The 22,431-nt window shown below is 73.8% G+C and carries 16 protein-coding genes and 2 pseudogenes; 9 read left to right on the top strand and 9 right to left on the bottom strand.

Features of this window, described 5'->3' with window-relative positions:
- The 4 genes and pseudogenes from ASC99_RS18905 to ASC99_RS18920 form a co-directional block, all read right to left on the bottom strand.
- Positions 1–2,196 (bottom strand): AfsR/SARP family transcriptional regulator (locus ASC99_RS18905; RefSeq protein ID WP_057233552.1); only part of this gene is annotated, 2,196 nt, incomplete at its 3' end.
- A 550-nt stretch (positions 2,197–2,746) separates the two neighbouring features.
- Positions 2,747–3,253, bottom strand: coding sequence for a GNAT family N-acetyltransferase (locus ASC99_RS18910; RefSeq protein WP_057233554.1), 507 nt, complete (start codon positions 3,251–3,253; stop codon positions 2,747–2,749).
- A gap of 80 nt (positions 3,254–3,333) precedes the next feature.
- A pseudogene (gene rox / locus ASC99_RS18915) lies at positions 3,334–4,733 on the bottom strand (rifampin monooxygenase).
- A gap of 116 nt (positions 4,734–4,849) precedes the next feature.
- Positions 4,850–5,803: a YafY family protein gene (locus tag ASC99_RS18920; RefSeq protein WP_057233556.1), complete on the bottom strand. Its 954-nt coding sequence runs from the start codon at positions 5,801–5,803 to the stop codon at positions 4,850–4,852.
- Positions 5,804–5,903: 100 nt separating this feature from the next.
- Between ASC99_RS18920 and ASC99_RS18925 the strand changes: the two genes are divergently transcribed.
- The 4 genes and pseudogenes from ASC99_RS18925 to ASC99_RS42145 all read left to right on the top strand — a co-directional run.
- Positions 5,904–6,776 (top strand): SDR family oxidoreductase, encoded by an 873-nt coding sequence (locus ASC99_RS18925; RefSeq protein ID WP_057233759.1) that lies wholly within the window; start codon positions 5,904–5,906, stop codon positions 6,774–6,776.
- 100 nt (positions 6,777–6,876) lie between these two features.
- A complete protein-coding gene (locus tag ASC99_RS18930; protein ID WP_057233557.1) occupies positions 6,877–7,416 on the top strand; it encodes a transcriptional regulator in 540 nt (179 codons plus the stop codon).
- The gene (locus ASC99_RS18935) at positions 7,413–8,561 is read left to right on the top strand and encodes an MFS transporter (protein WP_369825117.1); all 1,149 of its coding nucleotides are present in this window, start codon (positions 7,413–7,415) and stop codon (positions 8,559–8,561) included. Before ASC99_RS18930 ends, ASC99_RS18935 begins: the two co-directional genes overlap by 4 nt.
- Positions 8,483–8,692: pseudogene (locus ASC99_RS42145) on the top strand (MFS transporter); the annotation flags it as partial. The gene ASC99_RS18935 and the pseudogene ASC99_RS42145, both read left to right, overlap by 79 nt.
- Before the next feature lie 37 nt (positions 8,693–8,729).
- On the opposite strand, the gene ASC99_RS18940 reads toward ASC99_RS42145, so the two are convergent.
- Together ASC99_RS18940 and ASC99_RS18945 are read right to left on the bottom strand one after the other, a co-directional pair.
- Positions 8,730–9,929 carry an MFS transporter gene (locus ASC99_RS18940; protein ID WP_057233559.1) on the bottom strand — a complete coding sequence of 400 codons (1,200 nt, stop codon included), beginning with the start codon at positions 9,927–9,929 and terminating at the stop codon, positions 8,730–8,732.
- Positions 9,930–9,992: 63 nt separating this feature from the next.
- On the bottom strand, positions 9,993–11,825 hold the full coding sequence (locus tag ASC99_RS18945; protein ID WP_057233561.1) for an FUSC family protein: 1,833 nt from the start codon (positions 11,823–11,825) through the stop codon (positions 9,993–9,995).
- A gap of 163 nt (positions 11,826–11,988) precedes the next feature.
- Between ASC99_RS18945 and ASC99_RS18950 the strand changes: the two genes are divergently transcribed.
- Together ASC99_RS18950 and ASC99_RS18955 are read left to right on the top strand one after the other, a co-directional pair.
- Positions 11,989–12,927 carry an ROK family protein gene (locus tag ASC99_RS18950; RefSeq protein ID WP_057233563.1) on the top strand — a complete coding sequence of 313 codons (939 nt, stop codon included), beginning with the start codon at positions 11,989–11,991 and terminating at the stop codon, positions 12,925–12,927.
- Between the two features lie 189 nt (positions 12,928–13,116).
- A complete protein-coding gene (locus ASC99_RS18955; RefSeq protein ID WP_057233565.1) occupies positions 13,117–13,743 on the top strand; it encodes an SMI1/KNR4 family protein in 627 nt (208 codons plus the stop codon).
- A 268-nt stretch (positions 13,744–14,011) separates the two neighbouring features.
- On the opposite strand, the gene ASC99_RS18960 is transcribed toward ASC99_RS18955, so the two are convergent.
- The gene (locus ASC99_RS18960; protein WP_057233567.1) at positions 14,012–14,863 is read right to left on the bottom strand and encodes a ketopantoate reductase family protein; all 852 of its coding nucleotides are present in this window, start codon (positions 14,861–14,863) and stop codon (positions 14,012–14,014) included.
- A 31-nt stretch (positions 14,864–14,894) separates the two neighbouring features.
- On the bottom strand, positions 14,895–15,878 hold the full coding sequence (locus ASC99_RS18965; RefSeq protein WP_057233569.1) for a zinc-binding dehydrogenase: 984 nt from the start codon (positions 15,876–15,878) through the stop codon (positions 14,895–14,897).
- A gap of 89 nt (positions 15,879–15,967) precedes the next feature.
- Between ASC99_RS18965 and ASC99_RS18970 the strand changes: the two genes are divergently transcribed.
- The 3 genes from ASC99_RS18970 (at position 15,968) to ASC99_RS18980 (ending at position 21,568) form a co-directional block, all read left to right on the top strand.
- On the top strand, positions 15,968–16,312 hold the full coding sequence (locus ASC99_RS18970) for a helix-turn-helix transcriptional regulator (protein WP_057233571.1): 345 nt from the start codon (positions 15,968–15,970) through the stop codon (positions 16,310–16,312).
- Between the two features lie 88 nt (positions 16,313–16,400).
- Complete coding sequence (locus ASC99_RS18975; protein WP_057233573.1) at positions 16,401–19,481, top strand: SpoIIE family protein phosphatase; 3,081 nt, start codon at positions 16,401–16,403, stop codon at positions 19,479–19,481.
- 32 nt (positions 19,482–19,513) lie between these two features.
- The gene (locus ASC99_RS18980) at positions 19,514–21,568 is read left to right on the top strand and encodes an MMPL family transporter (RefSeq protein ID WP_057233575.1); all 2,055 of its coding nucleotides are present in this window, start codon (positions 19,514–19,516) and stop codon (positions 21,566–21,568) included.
- 92 nt (positions 21,569–21,660) lie between these two features.
- Here the strand turns inward: ASC99_RS18980 and ASC99_RS18985 are convergent, their stop codons facing one another.
- Positions 21,661–22,428, bottom strand: a complete 768-nt coding sequence (locus ASC99_RS18985) for a 3-oxoacyl-ACP reductase (RefSeq protein WP_057233577.1) — start codon at positions 22,426–22,428, stop codon at positions 21,661–21,663.
- Between the last annotated feature and the right edge of the window lie 3 nt (positions 22,429–22,431).

The following is a 22,431-nucleotide window of genomic DNA, read 5'->3' on the forward strand; positions in this document are numbered from 1 at the left end:
GCGCCAGTAGTCGCCGGTGCAGTGGTGGGCCATCGCCAGGCTGGTGAGCGAGGCCATCACGGCGGCCCGGTCGTCCCGGGCCAGCGCGGCGGCCAGCGCGGTACGGGCCACCGGCAGCCAGTGCGGGTTGCCGCGCCGGGCGGTGTAGTGCGGGCGCAGCGCGTCGGAGAGCAGCCAGGCCATCTCGGGTGCGCCCTGCGCCACCGCCGCGCTCTGGGCCAGCACCAGGGCGGCCTCGTGCCGGGCGATCCAGGCGGCGGCCGCCTGCGGATCGGCGAACGGTTCGCCGGGCAGCCGGAGCGTCTCCGGGATCGGCAGCCGGACGAACTGCGGGAACAGCGTCCGGGCGGCCGAGTCCGCCAGGTGCAGGTACACCGCGTACAGCCGCCGGGACGCGGCCAGCCGCTCGGCCTCCGGGTCGCACTCCAGGCCCAGCAGCTGGGCGTAGCGGCGGAGCAGGTCGTGCACCGTGAACCGGTCGGCGGCCAACTGGGTGATCAGGTGCGCGTCCAGCAGCCGGCGTAGCAGCGGGGCGGTCCGCTCGGGGGTGGAGCCGGTCAGCGCGGCCGCTCCCCGGGGGCCGAACTCGGGGACCGGCAGCAGGCCGAGGCGGCGGAACAGCAGCTGCTGATCGGGGGTCAGGGCCTGGTACGAGTAGTCGAAGGCGGTCCGGATCCCGGCCTGCTCGTCTCCCAGCACCTCCAGCTCGGCCAGTGAGCAGGTGCCGGACAGGGCGGCGGCCCGCTCGGCCAGCGTCGGGTAGTCCGTCCCGGCCAGCCCGGCGGTGGCGATCCGGATCGCCAGCGGCAGCTGGCCGCAGGTGCGGGCGATCTCGGCGGCGGCCTCCGGTTCGTCGGCGACCCGGTCGGAACCGACCAGCCGGGCGATCAGCGCGACCGCCTGATCGGGTGTCAGCAGGCCGAGCCGCAGGTCCCTGGCACCGTCCCGGGCGATCAGGCCGGTGAGCCGCTCCCTGGAGGTGACCAGCACGCAGCTCAGCGGCCCTGCGGGCAGCAGCGGGCGGACCTGCTGGGCGGTGCGGGCGTTGTCGAGCAGCAGCAGGACCCGGCGTTCGGCCAGCACCGAGCGGTAGAGCCCGGCGGCCTGCTGCTCGTCGGCGGGGATCTGCGCGGGCTGGACGCCCAGCGCGCCGAGCAGTTGGGCCAGGGCCTCGCCCGGTGTCATCGGTTCACCGGGGCCGTGGCCGCGCAGGTCGAGGTGGAGTTGGCCGTCCGGGAAGTGGCCCCGGACCTGCTGGGCCCACCAGGTGGTGAGCGCGGTCTTGCCGACGCCCGCCATGCCGGAGACCAGCACCAGCGCGGGCAGGCCGTCCGGAAGCAGCCCGTCCAGCTCCGCGAGCTCGGCCCGGCGACCGGTCAGTTCCCGCACCACGGACGGGAGTTGGCGCGGGATCACGGCGGGTGGCGGGCTCGGCCTGAGCGCGGGCCGGTCACCGGCGAGCAGTCGGCGGTGGGCGTCGGCGAGGGCCGCGCCGGGGTCGGAGCCGAGCTCCTCGCGCAGCCGGGTGCGGGTGCGCTCGTACAGCTCCAGGGCCTCGGCGGTCCGGCCGCCCTGTCGGAGCGCCAGCAGCAGGAGCGTCACCAGCGGTTCGGCCAGCGGGTGTTCGGCCACCAGCGGGGAGAGCTCGGCGGCCACCAGGCCGTGCCGGTCCAGCCGGAGTTCGGTGCGGTAGCGGCTGGTCTGGACCTCCAGGTACTCCCTGGTCAGGGTCTCCCGCATCCGGTCCGCCCAGGCGCCGGGTACGCCCGCCAGTGGGCTGGCCCACAACCGGGCTGCCGCGCCGAGGAGTTCGGCCGAGCGCGGCCGGTCGCCGTCCCGCTCGGCCCGCTGGGCGTCGGCGGCCAGCCGGCGCATCCGGTGCACGTCGATCTGCTCGGGCTCGGCGGTCAGGGTGTAGCCGGCGCCGTCCCGGAGCAGTTGGAGCCCCGGCCAGGGCTCGAGCACCCGGCGCAGCCGGGCCAGGTACGCGTAGAGGGTGCTCCTGGCGGTGGGCGGCGGCTGCTCGTCCCAGACCCGGTCGATCAGTTGGTCCACCCCCACCTGGCGGCCCGGTGTCATCGCGAGCACGGCGAGCACGGCGCTCTGCTTCGCCGTCCCGGCCGGGACGAACCCGTCCGCTGCCGCTACCCCGACCCTGCCGAGCAGTCTGACCAGCACGTGCACCCCGTTCGTCATCCCCTGCGGTCCCTCGCGGCCGAAGGTGGTTCTGCCGGTGGGCCGTCCGCCGGGCCGGTCCCGCCCGCCGGAGTGTCCACCTGGTGCGGGCCGTCCGGCGGGGTGTGCCGTCGGCCCGTGCAAGATTCTTGCAATCGGGCTGGGCGAGACTGTTCCCGGCCCCGGAGTTCCGGGGTCCGGCGGCCCGCAGGGGCCGGTTGGGCGCGCGCGGGGGCGTGCTGCAGCCGGTGGTCCTGTCGGGGCGGCGAGTGGTGCGGGCAGGCGGTTCGCTGACCTACGGAGACCCCGTGGGGACAGGTGCCCACCGGAGGCGGGCTCCATACACCCGCGCCGGTGCCCTGTCGCTGTTCCTCGGAGTCCCCGTACCCGCAGCCCCGGTAGTGCTCACCGGCGGCCGCGGAGCGGACCGCCTCGCCCCGCCGAGGTCCGGCCGGGCGGCGCTGCACCGCAGCCCGGCCGACTGCCCCCAGTCACCGCGCGTGCTGACACCCCCAGCGTCAGCACGCGCGGTCTCCACGTCGTCAGGCCCCGGCCGGCGGCTGATCCGCCGTCACAACATCCGCCGCATGCACACCCTCGGCCAGCGGTCCAGGCCGTGCGCCGCCTCCCGGGCCCGGATCGCCCGCAGGCCGGGACCGATCTCCGCCGCCGCCATCACGTCGAAGCCGCAGCGTACGTAGTACGGCGCGTTCCAAGGGACTTGGGCGAAGGTGGTGAGCGTCAGCGCGGGCACGCCGTCCGCCGTGGCCCGCTCCGCCAGCCGCTCCAGCAGCGCCCGGCCGATCCCGCGCCGTGCACTGTCCGGGTGCACCGACACCTGCTCGACGTGCAGACAGCCGTCCACCGGCTCGGCCACCAGGTAGGCCACCGGCGCATCCGCCTGGTCCACGGCCACCCAGGCGAGGCCGGCCGCCTGATACCACGTCAGCTCCTCGAGCGACGGCGGTGCGTCCTCGGCGATCTCCGCCATGCCGACCTCCCGGAAACACCGGCCGGCGGCCACCTCGATGCCCTGCAGGACGGGAAGGTCGGCCACCCGTACGGCCCGAATGCGCATGACCGCATTCTCCCCGTCATCAAGGCTGTCGCCGACCGGTTTTCGCCGGGCGCGGGCCGCTCAGCCGGCGGCGGGCGGCCTCAGGCAGTGGCGGCGCCGAACCACTTCGGCAGGTGCTCGAGCAGCTCCTGCTGGTCCGCGCCGGCCCACGCCACGTGGCCGCCAGTTCCCCGCCGGCGTCGACGACGTGGTCGACCCGGTCCTCCCAGCCCGCCACCGAGAGTTCGCCGGTCCGGTCCAGCAGCAGCCCGCGGCCACCGTGCATCAACTCGTAGAGGCGGCCCTGCTTCAGCTGCAGGTCCCGCATCCGCCGGCCGAGCAGCTCGTGGCCCTCCCCGAAGTCGTAGCTGACCCCGACCGCGGTGATCATCTCGGTCACGTACCGGTTGACCTCCTCGAAGTCCATCAGCTTCGAGAACAGCTCCCGCAGCGCGGTCGGCCCCGGATCGGTCCCCAGCAGCGTGATCTGCGCGCGGGTGTTGGCCAGCACGGCGGCGCCCACCGGGTGCCGTTCGGCCTGGTAGCTGTCCAACAGCCCTTCCGGCGCCCAGCCGTTGACCGCGGCGGCCAGCTTCCAGCCGAGGTTGAACGCGTCCTGCACACCGAGGTTGAGCCCCTGCCCGCCGGTCGGCGGGTGGATGTGCGCGGCGTCGCCGGCCAGCAGCACCCGGCCGACCCGGTAGCGCTCGGCCTGCCGGGTGGCGTCACCGAACCGGGACAGCCAGCGCGGCGAGTGCACACCGAAGTCGGTGCCCGCGGTGGCCCGCAGCTGCTGCTTGAAATCCTCCAGGGTCGGCTCGGCCGCCCGGTCCTCGGCCACGCCGTCGGCGGGCACCACGATGCGGTACGCCCCGTCCCCGGTGGCACTGACGCCGAACCGTAGCTGGGTCTTGCGGACCTCCTCGACGACGGCGGCGATCGTCTCCGGATCCGCCGTCAACTCCATGTCGCCCAGCAGCGTCTCCACCTTGGCGGGCTCGCCGGGGAAGCCGACGCCGAGCAGCTTGCGCACCACGCTGCGGCCGCCGTCGCACCCCGCGAGGTAGCGCGAGCGCAGCTGCGTACCGTCCGCCAGCTCGACCGTCACCCCGTCCTCGTCCTGGCTCAGGCCGACCACCTCGCAGCCGCGCCGGATCTCGACGCCGACCTCGAGCGCGTGCTCGTTGAGCAGCCGCTCGGTGACCGGCTGCGGGGTGGCGAGACCGTACGGGTGCGCCGTGTCCAGGCTCTCCGGCCACGGCTTCATGATGCCGCCGAAGAGACCGCCGACCTGGAACTTCTCACTGACCGCGAGGAACCGCTCCAGCAGACCGCGCTGGTCCATGATCTCGACGCTGCGCGCGTGCAGGCCCTGTCCACGGGACTGCTCGGTCGGCTCGGCCAGCTTCTCCAGCACGACCACCTGCACGCCGTGCAGCCGCAACTCGGCGGCCAGCATCAGCCCGGTCGGTCCTCCGCCGGCCACGATCACGTCGATCATCACAAACCCCCATGAATGTCTACAGACTCTTGCTCAGGTGGACGATTCTGCAGCATGCCCCGGGCCTTGCCACAAGCCCCCGGGGGCGCTATAAGTTGAGAGTGGCGGAGAGTGGATCAACCTCCCTGCCCGGCGTAGAGCGCGGTGAGCTCCGCCCCCAGCCTGGCCAGCTCCCGCCGCGCCTCGGGCGGGTGCAGCACCTCCACCCGGGCTCCCAGCCCGGCCAGTTGGGCCGCCACCACCTCAGCTGACGGACCGCCGATCTCCAACTCGTCCCAGCCGTCCGGACGTTGGCCGACCGTCCGCAGCCGACCGCCGAACAGCCGGTGCAGCACGGCCGAGGCGTCGGGCGCCGCCCGCACCCGGACGGTCGCGGCGTGCAGCCGCTCCTCCATCCGGGCGGCCAGCTCGCGCCAGGTCACCGCCAGATCGAAGCCGTCCGGCCGGGTGACCGGATCGCCGGTGGCCACGGCGGAGGTGACCCGGCTCAGCCGGAACGACCGCAGGCCGTCGGCCGTGTCCGCGACCAGGTAGCCGACCCCCGCCTTGGTGGCCAGACCGAGCGGGTGGACGGTCCGCTCCCCCGCCGCCCGCCCGGGGGTCGCGTAGCCGAGCCGGACCTGTACTCCCTCCACCACCGCCCGCTGGAGCGCGTCCAGGTGCGGTTCGGCCGCCGTGCCGGTGGCCCGCGACCAGTCGGTGGGGTCGGTGAACCCGGCCCGCGCGGCGGCCTCGGCGGCCGGTCGTAGGGGCGCGGGCAGGGCCCGAACCAGCTTGCGCAGTACGGTTCTTGCCTCCGGCGAGGTGGCGGCGGGGCCGGTGGTCAGGAAGAGCGAACGGGTCTCGTCGGCGGTCAGGCCGGTCAGGTTGGTCCGGGCGCCGCCGACCAGCGACCAGCCGCCGTTCCGGCCGCGCCGCGAGAGCACGGGGATACCGGCCGTCCCCAGCGCCTCCAGGTCCCGCCGGGCGGTGCGCTCCGACACCTCCAGCTCGGCGGCGACCTGAGCGACCGTCACCTGCCCGCGCTCCTGGAGGAACAGCAGGGCGGCCACCAGACGATCGGCTCTCATGAATCCTCCGGTAATTGTGGCCAGAAGGTGGCCACTTTAACGCCCAGAGTGGAGTCATCGCCGCGAACGAGCGCGGCGCACCGAACAGTTGGAGCTGACCATGATCGCGGTGACCGGAGCGACCGGAAACGTCGGACGTCCGCTGGTGCAGGCGCTGGCCGAGGCAGGTGCGCAGGTGACCGCCGTCTCCCGCACCGCCGTATCCCGCGCCGCGGCCGAACTGCCGCCGGGTGTACGGCACCGGGTGGCCGACCTGGCCGATCCCGGGAGCCTGCGGGCCGCCCTCACCGGCGCCGAAGCGCTCTTCCTGCTGATCGCGGGTTCGGGCCTGGAGCTCGACCCGGACGCCCTGCTCGGCGCGGCGAAGGCGGCCGGGGTCCGCCGGGTGGTGCTGCAGTCCTCCCAGATCGTCGGCACCCGGCCGGACTTCCCCTCGCACGCCGGCCTGCGCGCCTTCGAGGAGGCCGTCCGACAGTCCGGGCTGGACTGGACGATTCTGCGGCCCGGCGGCTTCGCCTCGAACGCCTACCTGTGGGCCGAACCGGTCCGGGCGCACCGCACGGTGGCGGCACCGTTCGGGGACGTGGGCCTGCCCGTGGTCGACCCGGCCGACATCGCCGCGATGGCGGCCGCTGCACTGCTTGGCGACCGCGACGGCCACGGTCACGGTGACGGTCACGCCGGGCAGACGTACGAACTCACCGGCCCCGCAGCGGTTTCACCGCGCGAGCAGGCCCAGGCGATCGGCGCCGCGCTCGGCGAGCCGGTCCGCTTCCTGCCGCAGACCCCCGCCGAGGCCCGGGCCCAGCTGCTGCACTTCATGCCCGAGCCGGTGGTGGACGGCACCCTCGAGATCCTCGGCCGCCCCTCCGCCGCAGAGCAGCGGGTCAGCCCGGACATCGAGCGGGTCCTCGGCCGGGCCGCCCGCCCGTTCGCCGACTGGGCCGAGCGCAACGCCGCAGTCTTCCGCTGAGCCCCCGTCACCTCCTCGCCCTCGCCGCCCAAGTGGTCGGCTCCGGAAGACCGTACGGAACCCCCTTGCACAATGGTCAAGAATCGTTGACCATTGGGCCATGCCTACCGATGATCTTCCCGAGACGCTCCACGTCACCACTGACGAGCAGCTACGCGCCGTCTCCAATCTCACGCGCCACCGCATCATGGCCGTGCTCCGCTTCGAGCCCGCAACGATCACCCAGATCGCCGAGCGGGTGGGCCTCGCGAAGGGCAGTTCCAGCTACCACGTACGGCTGCTGGAGCGGGCCGGCCTGGTGAAGGTGGTACGAACGCGGAAGGTCCGGGGGGTCACCGAGCGGTACTACGCCATGGCCGCCCGCTCGATCGTGCTGCCGGACCCGGGCGAGGGCGGCCCGGACATGCTGATGCGGCACGCGGTGGCCGACCTGGAGGCATCGCCGGCAGACGGCGAGCGGCACGTACGGATGGCGCATCTGCGGCTCACCGAGGAGCAGTTCGCGCAGCTGGGAGCGCGACTGGAGGCGCTGGCGGACGAGTACCGGGAGCTGTCCGATCCGTCACTGCCGGACGCCTCACTCGTCTTCGCACTGTTCCACCCGGCGCCGCGCCAGCAGGCCGAGGGAGACGCCAAGTGACCTCAGAGACAAAGAAGTTGCCGACCGGGTTCGGACGCCTGTGGACCGCACAGACGGTCTCCTCGCTCGGTGACGGGGTGACACATGCCGCACTGCCACTGCTCGCGCTGACGCTGACGCGGGATCCGATGGCGCTCGCCGTCGTCACGGCCGCCGGAACGCTGCCGTGGCTGCTCTTCGGGGTACTCGGCGGTGCGCTGGTGGACCGCTGGGACCGCCGACGCACGATGTGGGTCACGGACGCAGCACGTGCGGCACTGCTCGCGATACCGGCGGCCGCCGCCGCGCTCGACATGCTGAGCATTCCGCTGCTCGCCGCCCTCGCCTTCCTGCTCGGCCTCGGCGGACTCTTCTTCGACACCGCCGCCACGGCCTATCTGCCGGATCTGCTCGGCCGCGACCCCGCACTCCTGGAGCGCGCCAACTCCCGCCTGCGCGGCACCCAGACCGCCGCGTCCGGCTTCGCCGGGCCGCCCGCGGGCAGTGCACTGCTCGTGCTCGGGCGGGCGGTTCCGCTGCTCGCCGACGCGGTCTCGTTCGCGCTCTCCGCACTGCTCGTACGGTCGCTGCCCACCGCACCCCGACCCGTACCGCAGGCCCGTGAGTCGCTGCTGCGGCAGGCCCGGGCCGGCGCCTCGTACGTCTTCCGGGATCAGTTGCTGCTCGGGCTCGCGCTGCGTCCGGCGGTCGGGAACATCGCCTTCCTCGCCGTGGAGACCGTACTCGCCCTCTTCGCACACGACCGGCTCGGCATCGGCACCTTCGGCTTCGGCCTGCTCCTCACGGCCGAGGCCACCGGCGGTCTGCTCGGCGCCGGCATCGCCTCCTTCCTCGGCCGACGCCTCGGCACCGGCACCGCGCTGACCTGCACGGCCGCAGTCGAGGGACTCGCCATCCTGGGCCTTGCCGCCGCCCCGAACCCGTACGTCGCCGGCCTCGCGCTCGCCGTCTGCGGCGCGGGCATGGGCGCCACGATGGTGCTCGCCCCCTCCCTGCGGCAGACGATCGATCGCCTGGAGCCACTCGTTGCGCTCGGCAGCCGCGGAGCAGACGAACGCGAGCCGGCCACCTGGGCGGCTGGCTGGCCACCACCTACGACGTACGCACCCCGCTCTACACCGCCGCCGGCCTCCTCCTGGCCATGACCGCCGTCACCGCGACCATGACCAGCAACCGCCGGGTCGAGGCGGCGCTGCGCGACGCTGCCCCGACCGGCGGTCCAGGTCACCCGGAATCCGAGGATCTCGTTCGAGACGGTGCACCCGCATCGTTGTGACGCTTGCGCAGGACCGAAGGATTTCCGGATCCGACCACTACCCGACGTGCTGCGGCACCGCCTCGACGCTCGGCTCGGCCGGGGCGGCCTGCTCGCCCGGCCGGTCGAGGGCCCAGGAGACGGCGGCGATCAGGAAGCCGATCGCCGCCAGCACCGCACCGACCAGGGCCGGCGAGACCCAGCCGAGCCCGGCGCTGAGCGCGAGGCCGCCGAAGAACGCGCCCTGCGCGTTGGCCAGGTTGAACGCGCCCTGGACGGTCGCCGAGGCCAGCGTCGGGGCCCGCCGGGCCTTCTGCAGCACCAAGGTCTGCACGGTCGGTACGGTCGCGAAGCCGAACAGCCCGATCAGCACCACCGTGATCGCGGCCGACCACTCCGTCCTGGCGGTGACCGAGAACGCCGCCAGCGCGAGCGCCATCAGCAGGAAAGTGGCGCAGATAGCCGGCCGCAGCGCGCGGTCGGCGGCGTACCCGCCGATCACGTTGCCGAGCGTCATCCCGACGCCGAACAGCGCGAGCACCACGGTGACCGAGCCCTCCGAGAAGCCGGCCACCTCGGTCAGGATCGGGGTGATGTAGCTGTAGCAGGCGAACAGCCCGGCGCAGCCGAACACCACCGTGCCGAGCGCGAGCCAGAGTTGGCCGCTGCAGAAGGTGGAGAGCTCACGGCGCAGCCCGGCGCCGGGGTGGATCGGCAGGGCGGGGACCAGCCGGGCGATGGCGAAGGTGCCGAGCGCGCCGATCCCGACCACCACCAACATCGCGGCCCGCCAGCCGAGTTGCTGGCCGAGCAGGGTGGCGACCGGCACCCCGACGACGTTGGCCACCGTCAGGCCGGAGAACATCACCGAGACGGCCCGGGCCCGCAGGTGCGGAGCGACCAGTTCGGCGGCCGCCACCGCTCCGGCGCCGAAGAACGCGCCGTGCGGCAGGCCGGTGATCAGCCGGGCGGCCGCGAGCAGGGGGAAGGTGGGCGCCACGGCGCAGAGCAGGTTGCCGACGGTGAAGAGTCCGGCCAGTCCGATCAGCACACCCTTGCGGGGCAGCCGGGCACAGGCTCCGGTGAGCAGCGGGGCGCCGATCACCACCCCGACCGCGTACATCGAGATCAGCCAGCCGGCCTGCGGGATCGAGACGTCCAGGTCCCCGGCTATCTGGGGCAGCAGGCCCATCGCGGCGAACTCGGTGGTGCCGATGGCGAAGGCGGTGACGGCTAGGGCGACGAGCGCCAGCGGCATGAGGGTTCAACTCCAGGACAGGGGCGGGTGGCGGTCGCCGCTGACCGCCGTACGAGAGGGATCCTACCGAGCGTCCGTGAGCGTACGAATCCGGTGCAGTTCGCCCACGATGTCGCTCAGCGTGCCGCAGTCGGCCGGAGCGGTGGCAGCAACCGGGGTGTCCGGCTTCAGGCCGTCAAGCGTGTCGGCCAGGGCGGCCAGTTCGGTGGTGATCCGGTGGGCGGTCGGGGCCGCCGGGGCCGGGCTGCCGTGGTCGAGGCGGACGGCGCAGGCGGTGGTGGCGTCGACGATCCGTTCGGCCCGGGCGGTGACGGGCAGCCAGTTCCGGTCGGCGTGCAGTTCGGCGGCGGCGGTCTCGGCGGCGGCCCTGGCCTCGGCCAGCGCCCGGTAGGCGGTCCGGCGCAGGGCGGCCCGTTCGGGGCCTTCGGGCGCGCCGGAGAGGACGTGGTCGAGGTAGTGCCGGGCGTGCCGCAGCGCGACCGCGAACCGGTGGCCGACGCTGGTGCGGGTCGACGCCAGCCGGGGCAGGTGACCGACCACCAGGACGATCGCGCAGGCCAGCGCGGTGTCGGCGAGCCTGGTGCCGGACGCCCGGGTGTCGCCGCCGAGCGAGACGAAGGCGAGCACCGTGACGGTGATCACGGCGGTGGTCTGGGCGGCGAAGTGACGGCCCGCCAGCGGGATCAGCGCCCCGGCCAGCGTGGCGGCGGCCACCTCCGCCCCGCCGGTCGGCAGCGCGGCGAACAGCAGCACCCCGAGCGCGGTGCCGGCGAACCGGTTGACCACCCGGGAGAACAGCGGGCCGACGTCGGGCTTGACCAGGAACGCGGCGGTGACGGGTAGCCAGTACCAGTAGTCGGCGCTCAGCAGCAGCGCGGCGGCGGTGCTGACGGCGACGCAGACCGCGACCCGCAGGCCGTTCTCCCGCCCGGCCGGTCCGAGGGGGCGGGCGCCCGGGCGGCTGCGGACCGGCACGGCGGAGGAGTCGGCCGGGTCGGCGAACGCGAGCGTGGCGTCCAGCACGGCGCGGTCGAAGGCGCTGCGGGCTGCGGTGTCCGAGACCGGGGCGGGCAGCGCACCGGGCGCCGCCCCCGCCCGGACTGCGGCGGCCAGCCGACGCGGGCCCTCGGCGACCCGGGGCGGCAGCGCGGCGCCCTCCCAGAGCAGCGCGACACTGGCCTCGCAGAGCGCGGCGGCCGCGGCGAACCGTCCCAGCAGCCGGTACTGCTCGGACCCGGCGGAGCGCGGGTGCCGCCACAGCCGCAGTGCCTCGTCCGCCTGGTCGAGCGATCCGGTCAGCCTGCGTCGGGCCGCCTCGGCGGCAGGGGTCCCGACGGCGTCCAGCGCGGCGGCGAGGGCGTCGAAGACGGCGGCCACCGCGTGCCGCTCCCCGTCCGCACCGTCCGCGCCGGACGGGCTGACGGTCAGTCGGAGCAGCAGCGGCCAGAGCGCCCCGGCCAGGAAGCACAGCGCGGTCACCCACGGCGGCGCCCCGAGCGGCATCCCGGCACCCACCGCCGTCAGCACCAGCAGTTGGACGGCGGCGGCCGCGCAGACCGGCCCCGCCACGCTGACCGCCCCCGAGACCAGCCCGACCAGGGCGAGCAGCGGCAGCGCCCACCAGCCCGGCGCCAGGCCGCCGAAGAACCCGAGCGCACCGGCCAGGGCCGGTACAGCGATCCGGACGGTGGCCACCCGGCGGGTGCCGGACCGGTCGTTGAGGGTGGCGAACATCGCGCCCAGGCCCGCCGCGATCGCCGCCGGCCGGTGCCCGGTGGCCAGGCCGAGGGCCAGCACCGGGCCCATCCCGAGCGCGCCCCTGAGCAGCGCGGGCCAGGGCACGGGGCCCCGCTGCCAGCGGAACGGATGGGTGAGCCAAGCCGGCGGCTGGGGCACGGTCCTCCTCGTAGATCGGTCTGTGCCGCCAGCCTACGAGCGCCAGTTGTCGGTCCCGCTGCGTCGCCGTTACGGGAACGTGACCATTCGTCCGATCCTGACCAGGTGCCAGAATGGCCAACCGGCGCGCCCTACCCGATCGCGTGCCGGGAGGAGAACGACCGTGTCGGACGCCCTGCTCGCCGCCCTGGACGTCGGCGGGACCAAGATCGCGGCAGCGCTGGTCTCCCCCGACGGCGCCGTGCTGGCCAGGACCCGGCGGCCCACCCCGGCGGACCGGGACGGCGAGGCCGTGCTCGCGGCGGCCGCCGAGGCGCTCGCCGAACTGGCCGAATCCGCACACTGGCCACAGGTGGCCGCGCTCGGCATCGGCAGCGCGGGACCGGTGGACATCTCCCGAGGGACCGTCAGCCCGGTCAACATCCCCGGCTGGCGCGGGTTCCCGATCGTCGAACGGATCGCCGCGCACCCGGCCGTCAAGGGCCTGCCGGTGACGCTTGCCGGGGACGGCATCGCGATCGCGGCGGCCGAGCACCGGTACGGCGCGGCCCGGCCGTACCGGAACGCGCTCTGCCTGGTGGTGTCCACCGGCGTCGGCGGCGGGCTGGTGCTGAACAACGAGCTGCACACCGGCACCACCGGCAACGCCGGGCACATCGGCCACATCTCGGTGGACTTCGACGGCGAGTCCTGCCCCTGCGGCAGCCGGGGCTGCCTGGAGCGCTACGCCAGCGGCACCGCGATCGCCCGGCACGCCCTGGCCACCGGCTGGCGTCCACCCGCTGACGACGCGTCGGCCGTCGCGGTCGCCGCCTCGGCCCGGTCCGGCGACCCGCTCGCCCTCGCCGCCTTCGACCGCGCCACCCGCGCCCTGGCCGCCGGCATCGCGGCCACCGCCACCCTGGTCGAGCTCGACGCCGTGGTGATCGGCGGCGGCGTCGCGGAGACCGGCGACCTGCTGTTCTCCCCCCTCCGCACCCACCTGGCCACCTACGCCGCCCTCCCCTTCGCCGCCTCCCTCCACCTGCACCGGGCCCAACTCGGCACCGACGCCGGCCTGGTGGGCGCGGCAGCGGTTGCCGCAGCGCTGCTCGAGCCGTAGGGGCGCGGCCGAGACAGGCGTCGGCCCCATGTCGTTGCTGGTGATGTTGAGCGTCGTCTGGGGCCTTGGGACCTGCGACACACCGACTACCTCGAGGAGGCCCGCCTCACCGCCGGCCCTGTCCTCCTCATGCGCGCCTTCGGCATCGCCGCCGAAAGGATCGTCAGTTCTCTGTCGTAGTCTTCCGCCGTGTCGAACCCGGAACTTCAAACACCCGAACGCGCCTATGCCTGGCGTGACCTGCTGCAACGCTGGAGCGACGAATGGCTGGACCCGATCCTGCACGAGCAGGAACGATCCGAACCCTTCCCGTCCGCAGTGCACGCTGCCCGCTGGCTCGGCGGCGAGGGCGCCTGCGCTGAGGAGATCACGCGGCTGGAGCAGCGGCTCGGCGTCGCGCTCCCGTCCAGTTACCGCCAGTTCCTGCAGACCAGCAACGGGTGGCTCGACACGACGAGTTGGATCGAGCGGCTCCTGCCGACGCAGGAAGTCGGCTGGGCCAGGGACCTCGATCCGGAGTCGTTCGGCCCCCGGGGCGCGGCGGCGGAAACGTTCGAGGTCTCCGACGAGGAGTACTACGTCTACGGGGAGGATCAGGACACCTTCACGATGCGGGCCGAGTACCTGCCCCACATGCTCAAGATCAGCCACACTCCGGGCGCTACGGATGTCTACCTGCTCAACCCCCTCGTCGTCACTCCTGACGGAGAGTGGGAAGCCTGGTACCACGCCCACTGGCTGCCCGGGGCGAGGCGCTACCAGTCCTTCTGGGACCTCATGAATGACGAGTACGAGATCTTCCACTGCGACGAGTAGCGCACCGAACTCCGGAAGAACGCGATTCCCGTCGCCTGGCACGAACCCCTGAACGAGAGTCACCGTCTTGCAAGACCACCCCGGCATAGCCGCGCTGGTTCAGATCATGTCGCCCGAGTTCGGCAGCAACGAGCAGGTCGGCATCTACGTCGCCAACCCCGCCACCCCCGACCACGACGCCATGGTCCTGCTCGACCTGACCGCACCCCACGCCGGCACACACACCGCTGGAGAGGCGTGCACCTGGACCCGGCCGGTACGCCCTGGGTCAGGCCTCCTTCGCCGCCCGCTGCTGGTGCACCCGCAGGTGCAGCGTGGCCAAGTCCAGCAGCGGTGTGGCGACCCCCAGTTCGCGGGCCCGGGCCACCAGGTCGCCGAGCAGCTGCTCGACCTCGGCCGGGCGGCCGGCCACCACGTCGCGGTACATCGAGGAGACCAGCGGCGACCCGCTCTGCGTCACCATGCCCTCGACCTGGGCGAGTTCGGCCGCCGGGACGGGGTGCCCGGCGGCGGCCGCCACCGCGGCGGCCTCGGCCAGCACCGCGSCGACGGTGCTGATGAAGACCCACTTGTGCCACATCGCACCGATGATGTCGGCCGACGCGCTGCCGTCGATCCCGGCCTCCCGGAGCACGGCCGCGATCTCCTCCGCCCGCTCCGACGCCCCGCTCTGCGCGCCCACCGTCAGCACGGCCAGCGGCGCCAGCCGGACGATGTCCCCGTCCTCGTTCAGCGTCGTGACGACCTTGGCGACGCCGCCCAGCACCGCCGTGCTGCCGAACCGGGCGTTCAACCGCTCCAGGTGCGCCATCCCGTTGAGTACCGGCACCAGCACCGTGCCCGGGCCGATCGCCGGGGCGACGTCCTCGATGCTCTGCGCCAGCGCGGTGGCCTTCACCGTCAGCAGCACCACGTCGTACGGCGAGCCGAGTTCGGCGGCGGTGACCAGCTGAGGGGTGATCACCTCTTCCTCCTCGGGGCCGATGATCCGCAGCCCGCGCTCCCGCAGCACCGCTGCCCGGCCCGGGCGGACCAGGAAGGTGACGTCCTGTCCGGCCTGGGCGAGACGGGCACCGAAGTAGCCACCGGTCGCTCCGGCGCCGACGATCAGAATCCTCATCAGGGGTGGGACCTCTCTCGGTTCGGGGTGGTCACGCCGCCACCCGCAGCAGCAGCTTGCCGGTCGAGGTCCGGCCGCCCATCAGCGCATGGGCCTCGGCCGCCCGGGCGAGCGGGAACTCCGCCGTGACCGGCAGCCGCACGCCCCCTTCGGTGACCGTACGGAACGCCCGCTCGGCCAGCTCGCGCAGCGCCCCGGGGTCCGTCCGGGCAAGTGTCAGGATGGAGAAGGCCGCCACCGAGCGGCCGTGCGTGGCGAGCTCCGACTGCCCGAGCTGCCAGGGCAGTTCACCACCCGCGTTGCCGTAGGACACCAGCCGACCGTACACCGCCAGCGCGTCCAGGCCGCGCCGCAGGGTGCTGCCGCCCACCGGATCGAGCAGCAGGTCCACGCCCCGGCCGTCGGTGGCGCGACGGGCCTGCTCCGCGAAGTCCGACTCCGAATCCACGAACACCTCGTCGTAGCCGAAACCTCGTGCGTACTCGGCTTTGGCCGCCGAGGAGACCACGCCCTGGACCGCGCCCGCGCCCGCCGCCCGCGCCAACTGCCCGACCACGGTGCCGACTCCGCCCGCCGCGCCGTGCACCAGGATGCTCTCCCCCTTCTGCAGCCGCCCGACCCGGTGCACCAGCGCGTACGCGGTCGGCAGCACGGTGGGGAGGGTGGCGGCGGTCCGCAGGTCCAGCCCCGGGGGCAGCGCGAAGACCGTGGCAGCCTCGGCGAGCGCCACCTCCGCGTAGCCGCCGCCGGCGGTGAGCGCGGCCACCTGCTGACCCGGTGTCAGCCCGGTGACCCCGGCGCCGACTGCGCGTACCAGGCCCGAGACCTCCAGCCCGGGTACGTACGGGAGGGCGGGCACCCGGTAGCCCTCCTCCCTGGCCTTGAGGTCCGCGAAGTTCACCCCGGCGTAGGCCACGTCAACGGTGACCTGCCCCGGCCCCGGCTCGGGCGCCTCGGCCTCCACCGACCCGAGCACCTCGGGACCGCCGTACTCCTTGAACTCGACCGCGCGCATGACGGCACCCACCCCTCGCATGTGTTCAATCGGAAGCGAACACTCGAAGTGTATGATTCTCATCGAACACCAGGCAAGAGGAGATCCGTATGCCGGACCAGACGGCGAGCAGCGGCCACCGCGCCGCCCCGGTCCACCGGGACCCCGACCAGGTCCCGGTGGAGACCGCCCTGTCCGCCCTCGCCGACCCGGTCCGGATCCAGCTGATCCGCGAGCTCGCAGGGGACGCCGACTGGACCCGCAGCTGCGGCAGCTTCGACGTCCCGGTCGGCAAGGCGGCGCTCAGCCACCACTTCACCGTGCTGCGCGCGGCCGGCCTGGTCGAGCAGCGCGACCAAGGCGCCAAGCGGGTCAACCGGCTGCGCCGGGCCGAGTTCGACGCCCGCTTCCCCGGCCTTCTGGCCCTGGTGCTGCGCCCCGAACACCCCGCCTGACCAGGTGTTCCGCACTCCCCGGCGGGCCTCCGCAGCGCGTGGGACCATGGCAGGACGGAAGTGCGACCCCCGGGCGGTGGTCCGATACATGCGTACCGACGAGCCGGGCCCCGATCCCCTCCCGTTCGACCTCGCGGGCGGCGAGCCGGATCAGGGCGGCCTGCTGATGGTCCCGATCGCCACGGCGCTGATCGCGGATGACGGCCGCATCCTGCACTGGAGCGCGGACGCCCAGGCACTGCTCGGCTACTCACCGGACGAGGCGGTCGGCGCCCGGGCCGCCCAGCTACTGGTCACCGAGGACCAGCGCCCCGACGTGCAGGAGCTGTTCCGGGGCATCCTGGAAGGCCGGGCCTGGTCCGGGATCTTCCCGGTGCTGCACCGCAACGGCCACCACGTGAACCTGGAGTTCCGCACCCATCCCGTGCTCGGCCCGGAGGGGCGCCCGCTGGTGCTCGCGGTGGCCTCGGACGTGACCTCCGTGCACCGGTTGCGGGCCGACCTCGCGGTGCTGGACGGCTTCTTCACCCAGTCCCCGGTCGGCATGGCGGTGTACGACACCGAGCTGCGCTTCGTCCGGCTGAACGAGGCGCTGGCCCGCACCAACGGCCTGCCGGTCACCGACCAGCTCGGCCGCCGGATCACCGAGGTGCTGCCCGGCATCAACGGCGCCGAGATCGAGGCGGTGATGCGGCGGGTGCTGGAGACCGGCGAGGCCGTGATCGACGCCCGCTCGCACGGCCGCACCCCCGGCGACCCTGCCCATGACCACGCCTGGTCCGCCTCGTACTTCCGGCTGGAGCGCCCCGAGGGCGGGGTGCTCGGGGTGAGCTCGACCATCGTGGACGTCACCGAGCGGTACCGCGCCGAGTCCGAGGTGGCCCGGGCGCAGCAGCGGCTCGCGCTGCTCAACGAGGCCAGCACCCGGATCGGCACCACCCTCGATCTGGCCCGCACCGCCCAGGAGTTGGCCGAGGTGGCGACGCCCGACCTGGCCGACACGGTGGTGGTGGAGGTGCTGGAGTCGCTGGCCCGGGGCGAGCGGGCCGCGCCGCCAAGCCCGGCGGACCGCTCGGCCGTGCTGCGCCGGATGGCCTTCCACACCGTGCCGGGCTCGGCGATGACCCCGCTTGCCGAGCTGGACAGCGTGCACCGCTACCCCCCGTCGACTCCGTACGCCTGGGCGCTGGCCCACCGGCGCCCGGTGCTGCTGCCCTCGATCGAGGGCTCCACGCTGCACTGGTTCGCCGACGTCCCCGAACTGACCGAGCGGATGCGCGAGGACGGCGTCCGCTCGCTGATGGTGGTGCCGCTGATCGCGCGCGGGGCCGCGGTCGGCATGGCCGCGTTCTACCGGAACCTGACGGAGCGTCGCTACGACCAGGACGACCTGGCACTGGCCGCCGAGCTGGCCTCCCGGGCCGCCGTCGCGGTGGACAACGCGCTGCTCTACACCCGCGAGCGGGACGCGGCCCGGGAACGGCAGCAGGCGTTGGACGACACGCACGCCGCCCAGCAGCGTCTGCTGCTGCTGAACGAGGCCAGCACCCGGATCGGCACCACCCTCGATCTGCAGCGCACCGCCCGGGAGTTGGTGGAGGTGGTGCTGCCCCGGTTCGCCGACTTCGTCACCGTGGACCTGCTGGAGTCGGTCCTGGAGGGCGAGGAGCCGGCCCCGCCGCCGGACGACGGGCCCGCGATGCTGCGCGCGGTCGCGGTGGGCGAGGTGCAGGGTTCGGTGGTGATGGCCGGGGCGGCCGATCCGGTCGGCGCGGCGAGCAAGTCGGCGAAGCTGTACGCGGAGAGCCTGCGCACCCGGCGGTCGATCCTGGTGCCCGAGGTGGACGAGGCGGCGCTGCACCGGATCGTCGCCACACCGGACCGGGTGGCCCCGAGCCTGAGCGCCGGGGTGCACTCGTACCTGATGGTGCCGCTGCTGGCGCGCGGAGTGGTGCTGGGCGGTGCGGAGTTCATCCGGACCGGCAACACCCCGGAGCCGTTCACCGAGGACGACGTGGCGCTGGCCGAGGAGTTGGCGGCCCGGGCGGCGGTCTGCATCGACAACGCCCGGCTGTACCGGCGGGAGCGGGAGACCGCGCTGACCCTGCAGCGCAGCCTGCTGCCGCAGGAGGTGCACCACACGCTCGGGCTCGAGCTGGCCCACCGCTACCTGCCGAGCAGCGCGATCAGCGAGGTGGGCGGCGACTGGTTCGACGTGGTGCCGCTCTCCGGCGGGCGGGTCGCGCTGATCGTCGGGGACGTGATGGGCCACGGTATCCGGGCCGCCGCGACGATGGGCCAACTCCGTACCGTGGCCCGCACGTTGGCCACCCTCGAGCTGGAGCCCGCCCGGGTGCTCCGGCGCCTGGACGAGGYGGCGGTGRCGCTCGGCGAGGGCCAGTTCGCCACCTGCGTCTGCGTCGTCTTCGACCCGCTGGACCACTCCTGCACCGCCGCCTCGGCCGGTCATCTGCCGCCGGTGATCGCCAGCGCTGACGGTACCGCCGAACTGCTCGAACTCCCCTCCGGCGCACCGCTGGGCGTCGGCGGAGTCCCGTTCGAGAGCCGGCGCTTCACCCTGCCCGAGGACAGCATCCTGGTGCTCTACACCGACGGCCTGGTGGAGCGGCGCGGGCGTGACCTGGACGACGGCCTCGACCTGCTCCGCCGGACGGTGGCCGACCGGCGGGCCACCCTGGAGCAGACCTGCGACGCCGTGCTGGCCGCGCTGGACGCCCCCGCCGGCCAGGACGACGTGGCCGTGCTGATGGCGCAGGCCCGCCCGGTCGGTGCGGACCGGTTCGCGGTGCTGCCGCTGGCCGACGACCACGCGATGGTCGGCCACGCCCGCCGCTTCGTCCGGCGCACTCTCACCGACTGGGGCCTGGCCGTCCTGATCGACCAGGCCGAGCTGCTGACCAGTGAGCTGATCACCAACGCCCTGGTGCACGCGGGCTCGCCGGTCGAGCTGCGCGTCCTCCGCGACCGCCTGCTGACCATCGAGGTCGCCGACGTGGACAGCCGCCCGCCCCGGCTCCGGCACGCCCGGGAGGCGGATGAGGGCGGCCGCGGGATGTACCTGGTCAACGAGCTGGCCCACCGCTGGGGCAGCCGGGCCACCGAGGAAGGCAAGGTCGTCTGGTACGAGCTGGAACCGCCGCCGGGCTGACGGCCGTTCACCGATCCGATCGGGAGAACCACATGTCCATCAGCAGACTCGTCACCCTGCCGTGCGGACGGCGCGGCAAGTGGGTGGTGCTGGTGATCTGGCTGGCCCTGCTGGTCCTGACCGGACCGCTGGCCGCCAAGCTGACCGACGCCGAGGACAACGAGGCGTCCAGCTGGCTGCCCGGCGCCGCCGAGTCGACGCAGGTCCTGGTCGCCCAGCGCGCCTTCCAGCCCGTCGACACCGCGCAGGCCGTGGTGGTCTACGAACGGGCCGGCGGCCTGACTCCGGCCGACCGGGTGGCGGCGGCCCGCGACGCGATGGCCTTCGCGGACGCCCCGCACGTCCGGGGCCAGGTGGTCGGTCCGGTCCCGTCGGCGGACGGGCAGGCGATGCAGACCATCGTGCCGGTCGACATCGGCACCGGCGGCTGGCAGGACCTGCAACCCGCCGTGGACAGCCTGCGGGCCACCGCCGCCGACGACAGCCAGGGCATGGTCACCCACGTCACCGGACCGGCGGGGATCGGCGCCGACCAGGCGGAGGCCTTCGCCGGGATCGACAGCACCCTGCTCATCGCCACCGTCAGCGTGGTGATCGTCCTGCTGCTGCTCACCTATCGCAGCCCCGTGCTGTGGCTGCTGCCGCTGCTGGCGGCCGGGGCCGCCCTGACGGTGGCCCAGGCCGTCATCTACCTGCTGGCGAAGCACTCCGGACTGACCGTCAACGCGCAGAGCGCCGGCATCCTGATCGTGCTGGTGCTCGGCGCCGGGACGGACTACGCCCTGCTGCTGACCGCCCGCTACCGCGAGGAGCTGAGACGGCACGAGGACCGGCACGAGGCGATGGCGTACGCCCTGCACCGGGCCGGACCGGCGATCGGCGCCAGCTCGGCCACCGTGATCGCCTCGATGCTCTGCCTGCTGGTCGCCGAGATGAACTCCACCCGGGGCCTCGGCCCGGTCTGCGCGATCGGCGTGCTGGTCGCGCTGCTGGCCATGGTCACCCTGCTGCCCGCCCTTCTGGTGGTGCTCGGCCGCTGGGTGTTCTGGCCGGTCCGCCCGGCGTACGGCACGCCGGAGCCGACCGCGCACGGCCGCTGGGCCCGGATCGGCGGCGCGATCGCCCGTAAGCCGCGCCGGATCTGGATCGGCACCGGCCTTGCGCTGGCCGCCTGCTGCCTGGGGCTGTTCGCGCTGAACGCGGGCGGTCTGAGCCAGGCCGGGAGTTTCACCGGAACGCCGGACTCGGTCACCGGCCAGCAGGTGCTGAACCAGCACTTCCCCGGCGGCACCGGCGCCCCGCTCACCGTGCTCAGCGCCGCCGACCGGGCCGGGCAGGTTCGGACGGCGACCGTCGGCACCCCCGGCATCTCGGCCGCCACCGAACCGACGGTCCGTCAGGGCACCGCGCTGTTCTACGCCACGCTGACCGATCCGCCGGACAGCCAGGCCGCCAAGGACACCGTCGACCGGCTGCGCACCACCGTGCACGCCGTCCCCGAGGCCGATGCCCAGGTGGGCGGCAGCACGGCCGTCATCCTGGACGCCGGGCGGGCCGCCGCGCACGACAACAAGGTGATCATCCCGCTGGTGCTGGCCGTGGTGCTGGTGATCCTGGCCGGGCTGCTGCGGGCGATCACGGCACCGCTGGTGCTGATCGCCACCGTGGTGCTCTCCTATGCGGCGGCGCTCGGGCTGAGCGCACTGGCCTTCGAGTACATCTTCGACTTCGAGGGCTCGGACCAGTCGTTCCCGCTGTTCGTCTTCGTCTTCCTGGTCGCGCTGGGCATCGACTACAACATCTTCCTGATGACCCGGGTCCGCGAGGAGGCCCTGCACCGGGGCACCAAGGACGGCGCGGTGGCCGGCCTGGCCGCGACCGGCGGAGTGATCACCTCCGCCGGCCTGATCCTGGCCGCCACCTTCGCCGTCCTGGGCACCCTGCCGATCGTCGGACTGGCGGAGATCGGCTTCGCGGTCGCCCTCGGCGTCCTGCTGGACACCCTCGTGGTCCGCTCCGTCCTGGTCACGGCCCTGACCATGGACCTCCGCCACCGGATGTGGTGGCCGTCGAAGCTGCCCGACTGACTGGCCGGCCGGCTACTCCGGGTTACGTACGCCCCCGAGATGCCGCCGTCCACTCCCGCCCTCCGCCCACTCCCCTCTGCCGCCCGCAGGGCCTACTCCGGTGTCACGTACGCCCCCGAGATCCCGCCGTCCACCAGGAAGGTGTTCGCCGTCATGAACGAGGAGTCGTCACTGGCCAGGAAGGCCACCGCCGCCGCGATCTCGGACGGCTCCGCGAAGCGGCCGAGCGGGATGTGCACCAGGCGGCGGGCCGCCCGCTCCGGGTCCTTGGCGAACAGCTCCTGGAGCAGCGGGGTGTTCACCGGACCCGGGCAGAGCGCGTTGATCCGGATGCCCTCCCGGGCGAACTGCACGCCCAGCTCGCGCGACATCGCCAGCACCCCGCCCTTGGAGGCCGAGTAGGAGATCTGCGAGGTGGCCGCGCCCATCACCGCGACGAACGAGGCGGTGTTGATGATCGAGCCCTTGCCCTGCCGCTGCATGTGCGGGATGGCGTACTTGCAGCACAGGTACACGCTCGTCAGGTTGACCTCCTGGACCCGCTTCCAGGCCTCGAGCCCTGTGGTCAGGATCGAGTCGTCCTCCGGCGGCGAGATGCCCGCGTTGTTGAAGGCGATGTCCAGGCTGCCGTACGTGTCCACGGCCTGCTGGTACATCGCGATGACCGCCGCCTCGTCGGTCACGTCGGCCTGGATGAACAGGCCGCCCACCTCGTTGGCGGCCTTCTCGCCGCTCTCCGGATCGAGGTCGACGCAGACCACCTTCGCCCCCTCGGCGGCGAACCGCTTCGCGGTGGCCAGGCCGATCCCGCTGCCTGCTCCGGTGATGACGGCCACCCGGCCGTCCAGACGCTTGGTCATCTG

The organism is Kitasatospora sp. Root107 (assembly GCF_001424875.1).
Lineage (GTDB): Bacteria > Actinomycetota > Actinomycetes > Streptomycetales > Streptomycetaceae > Kitasatospora.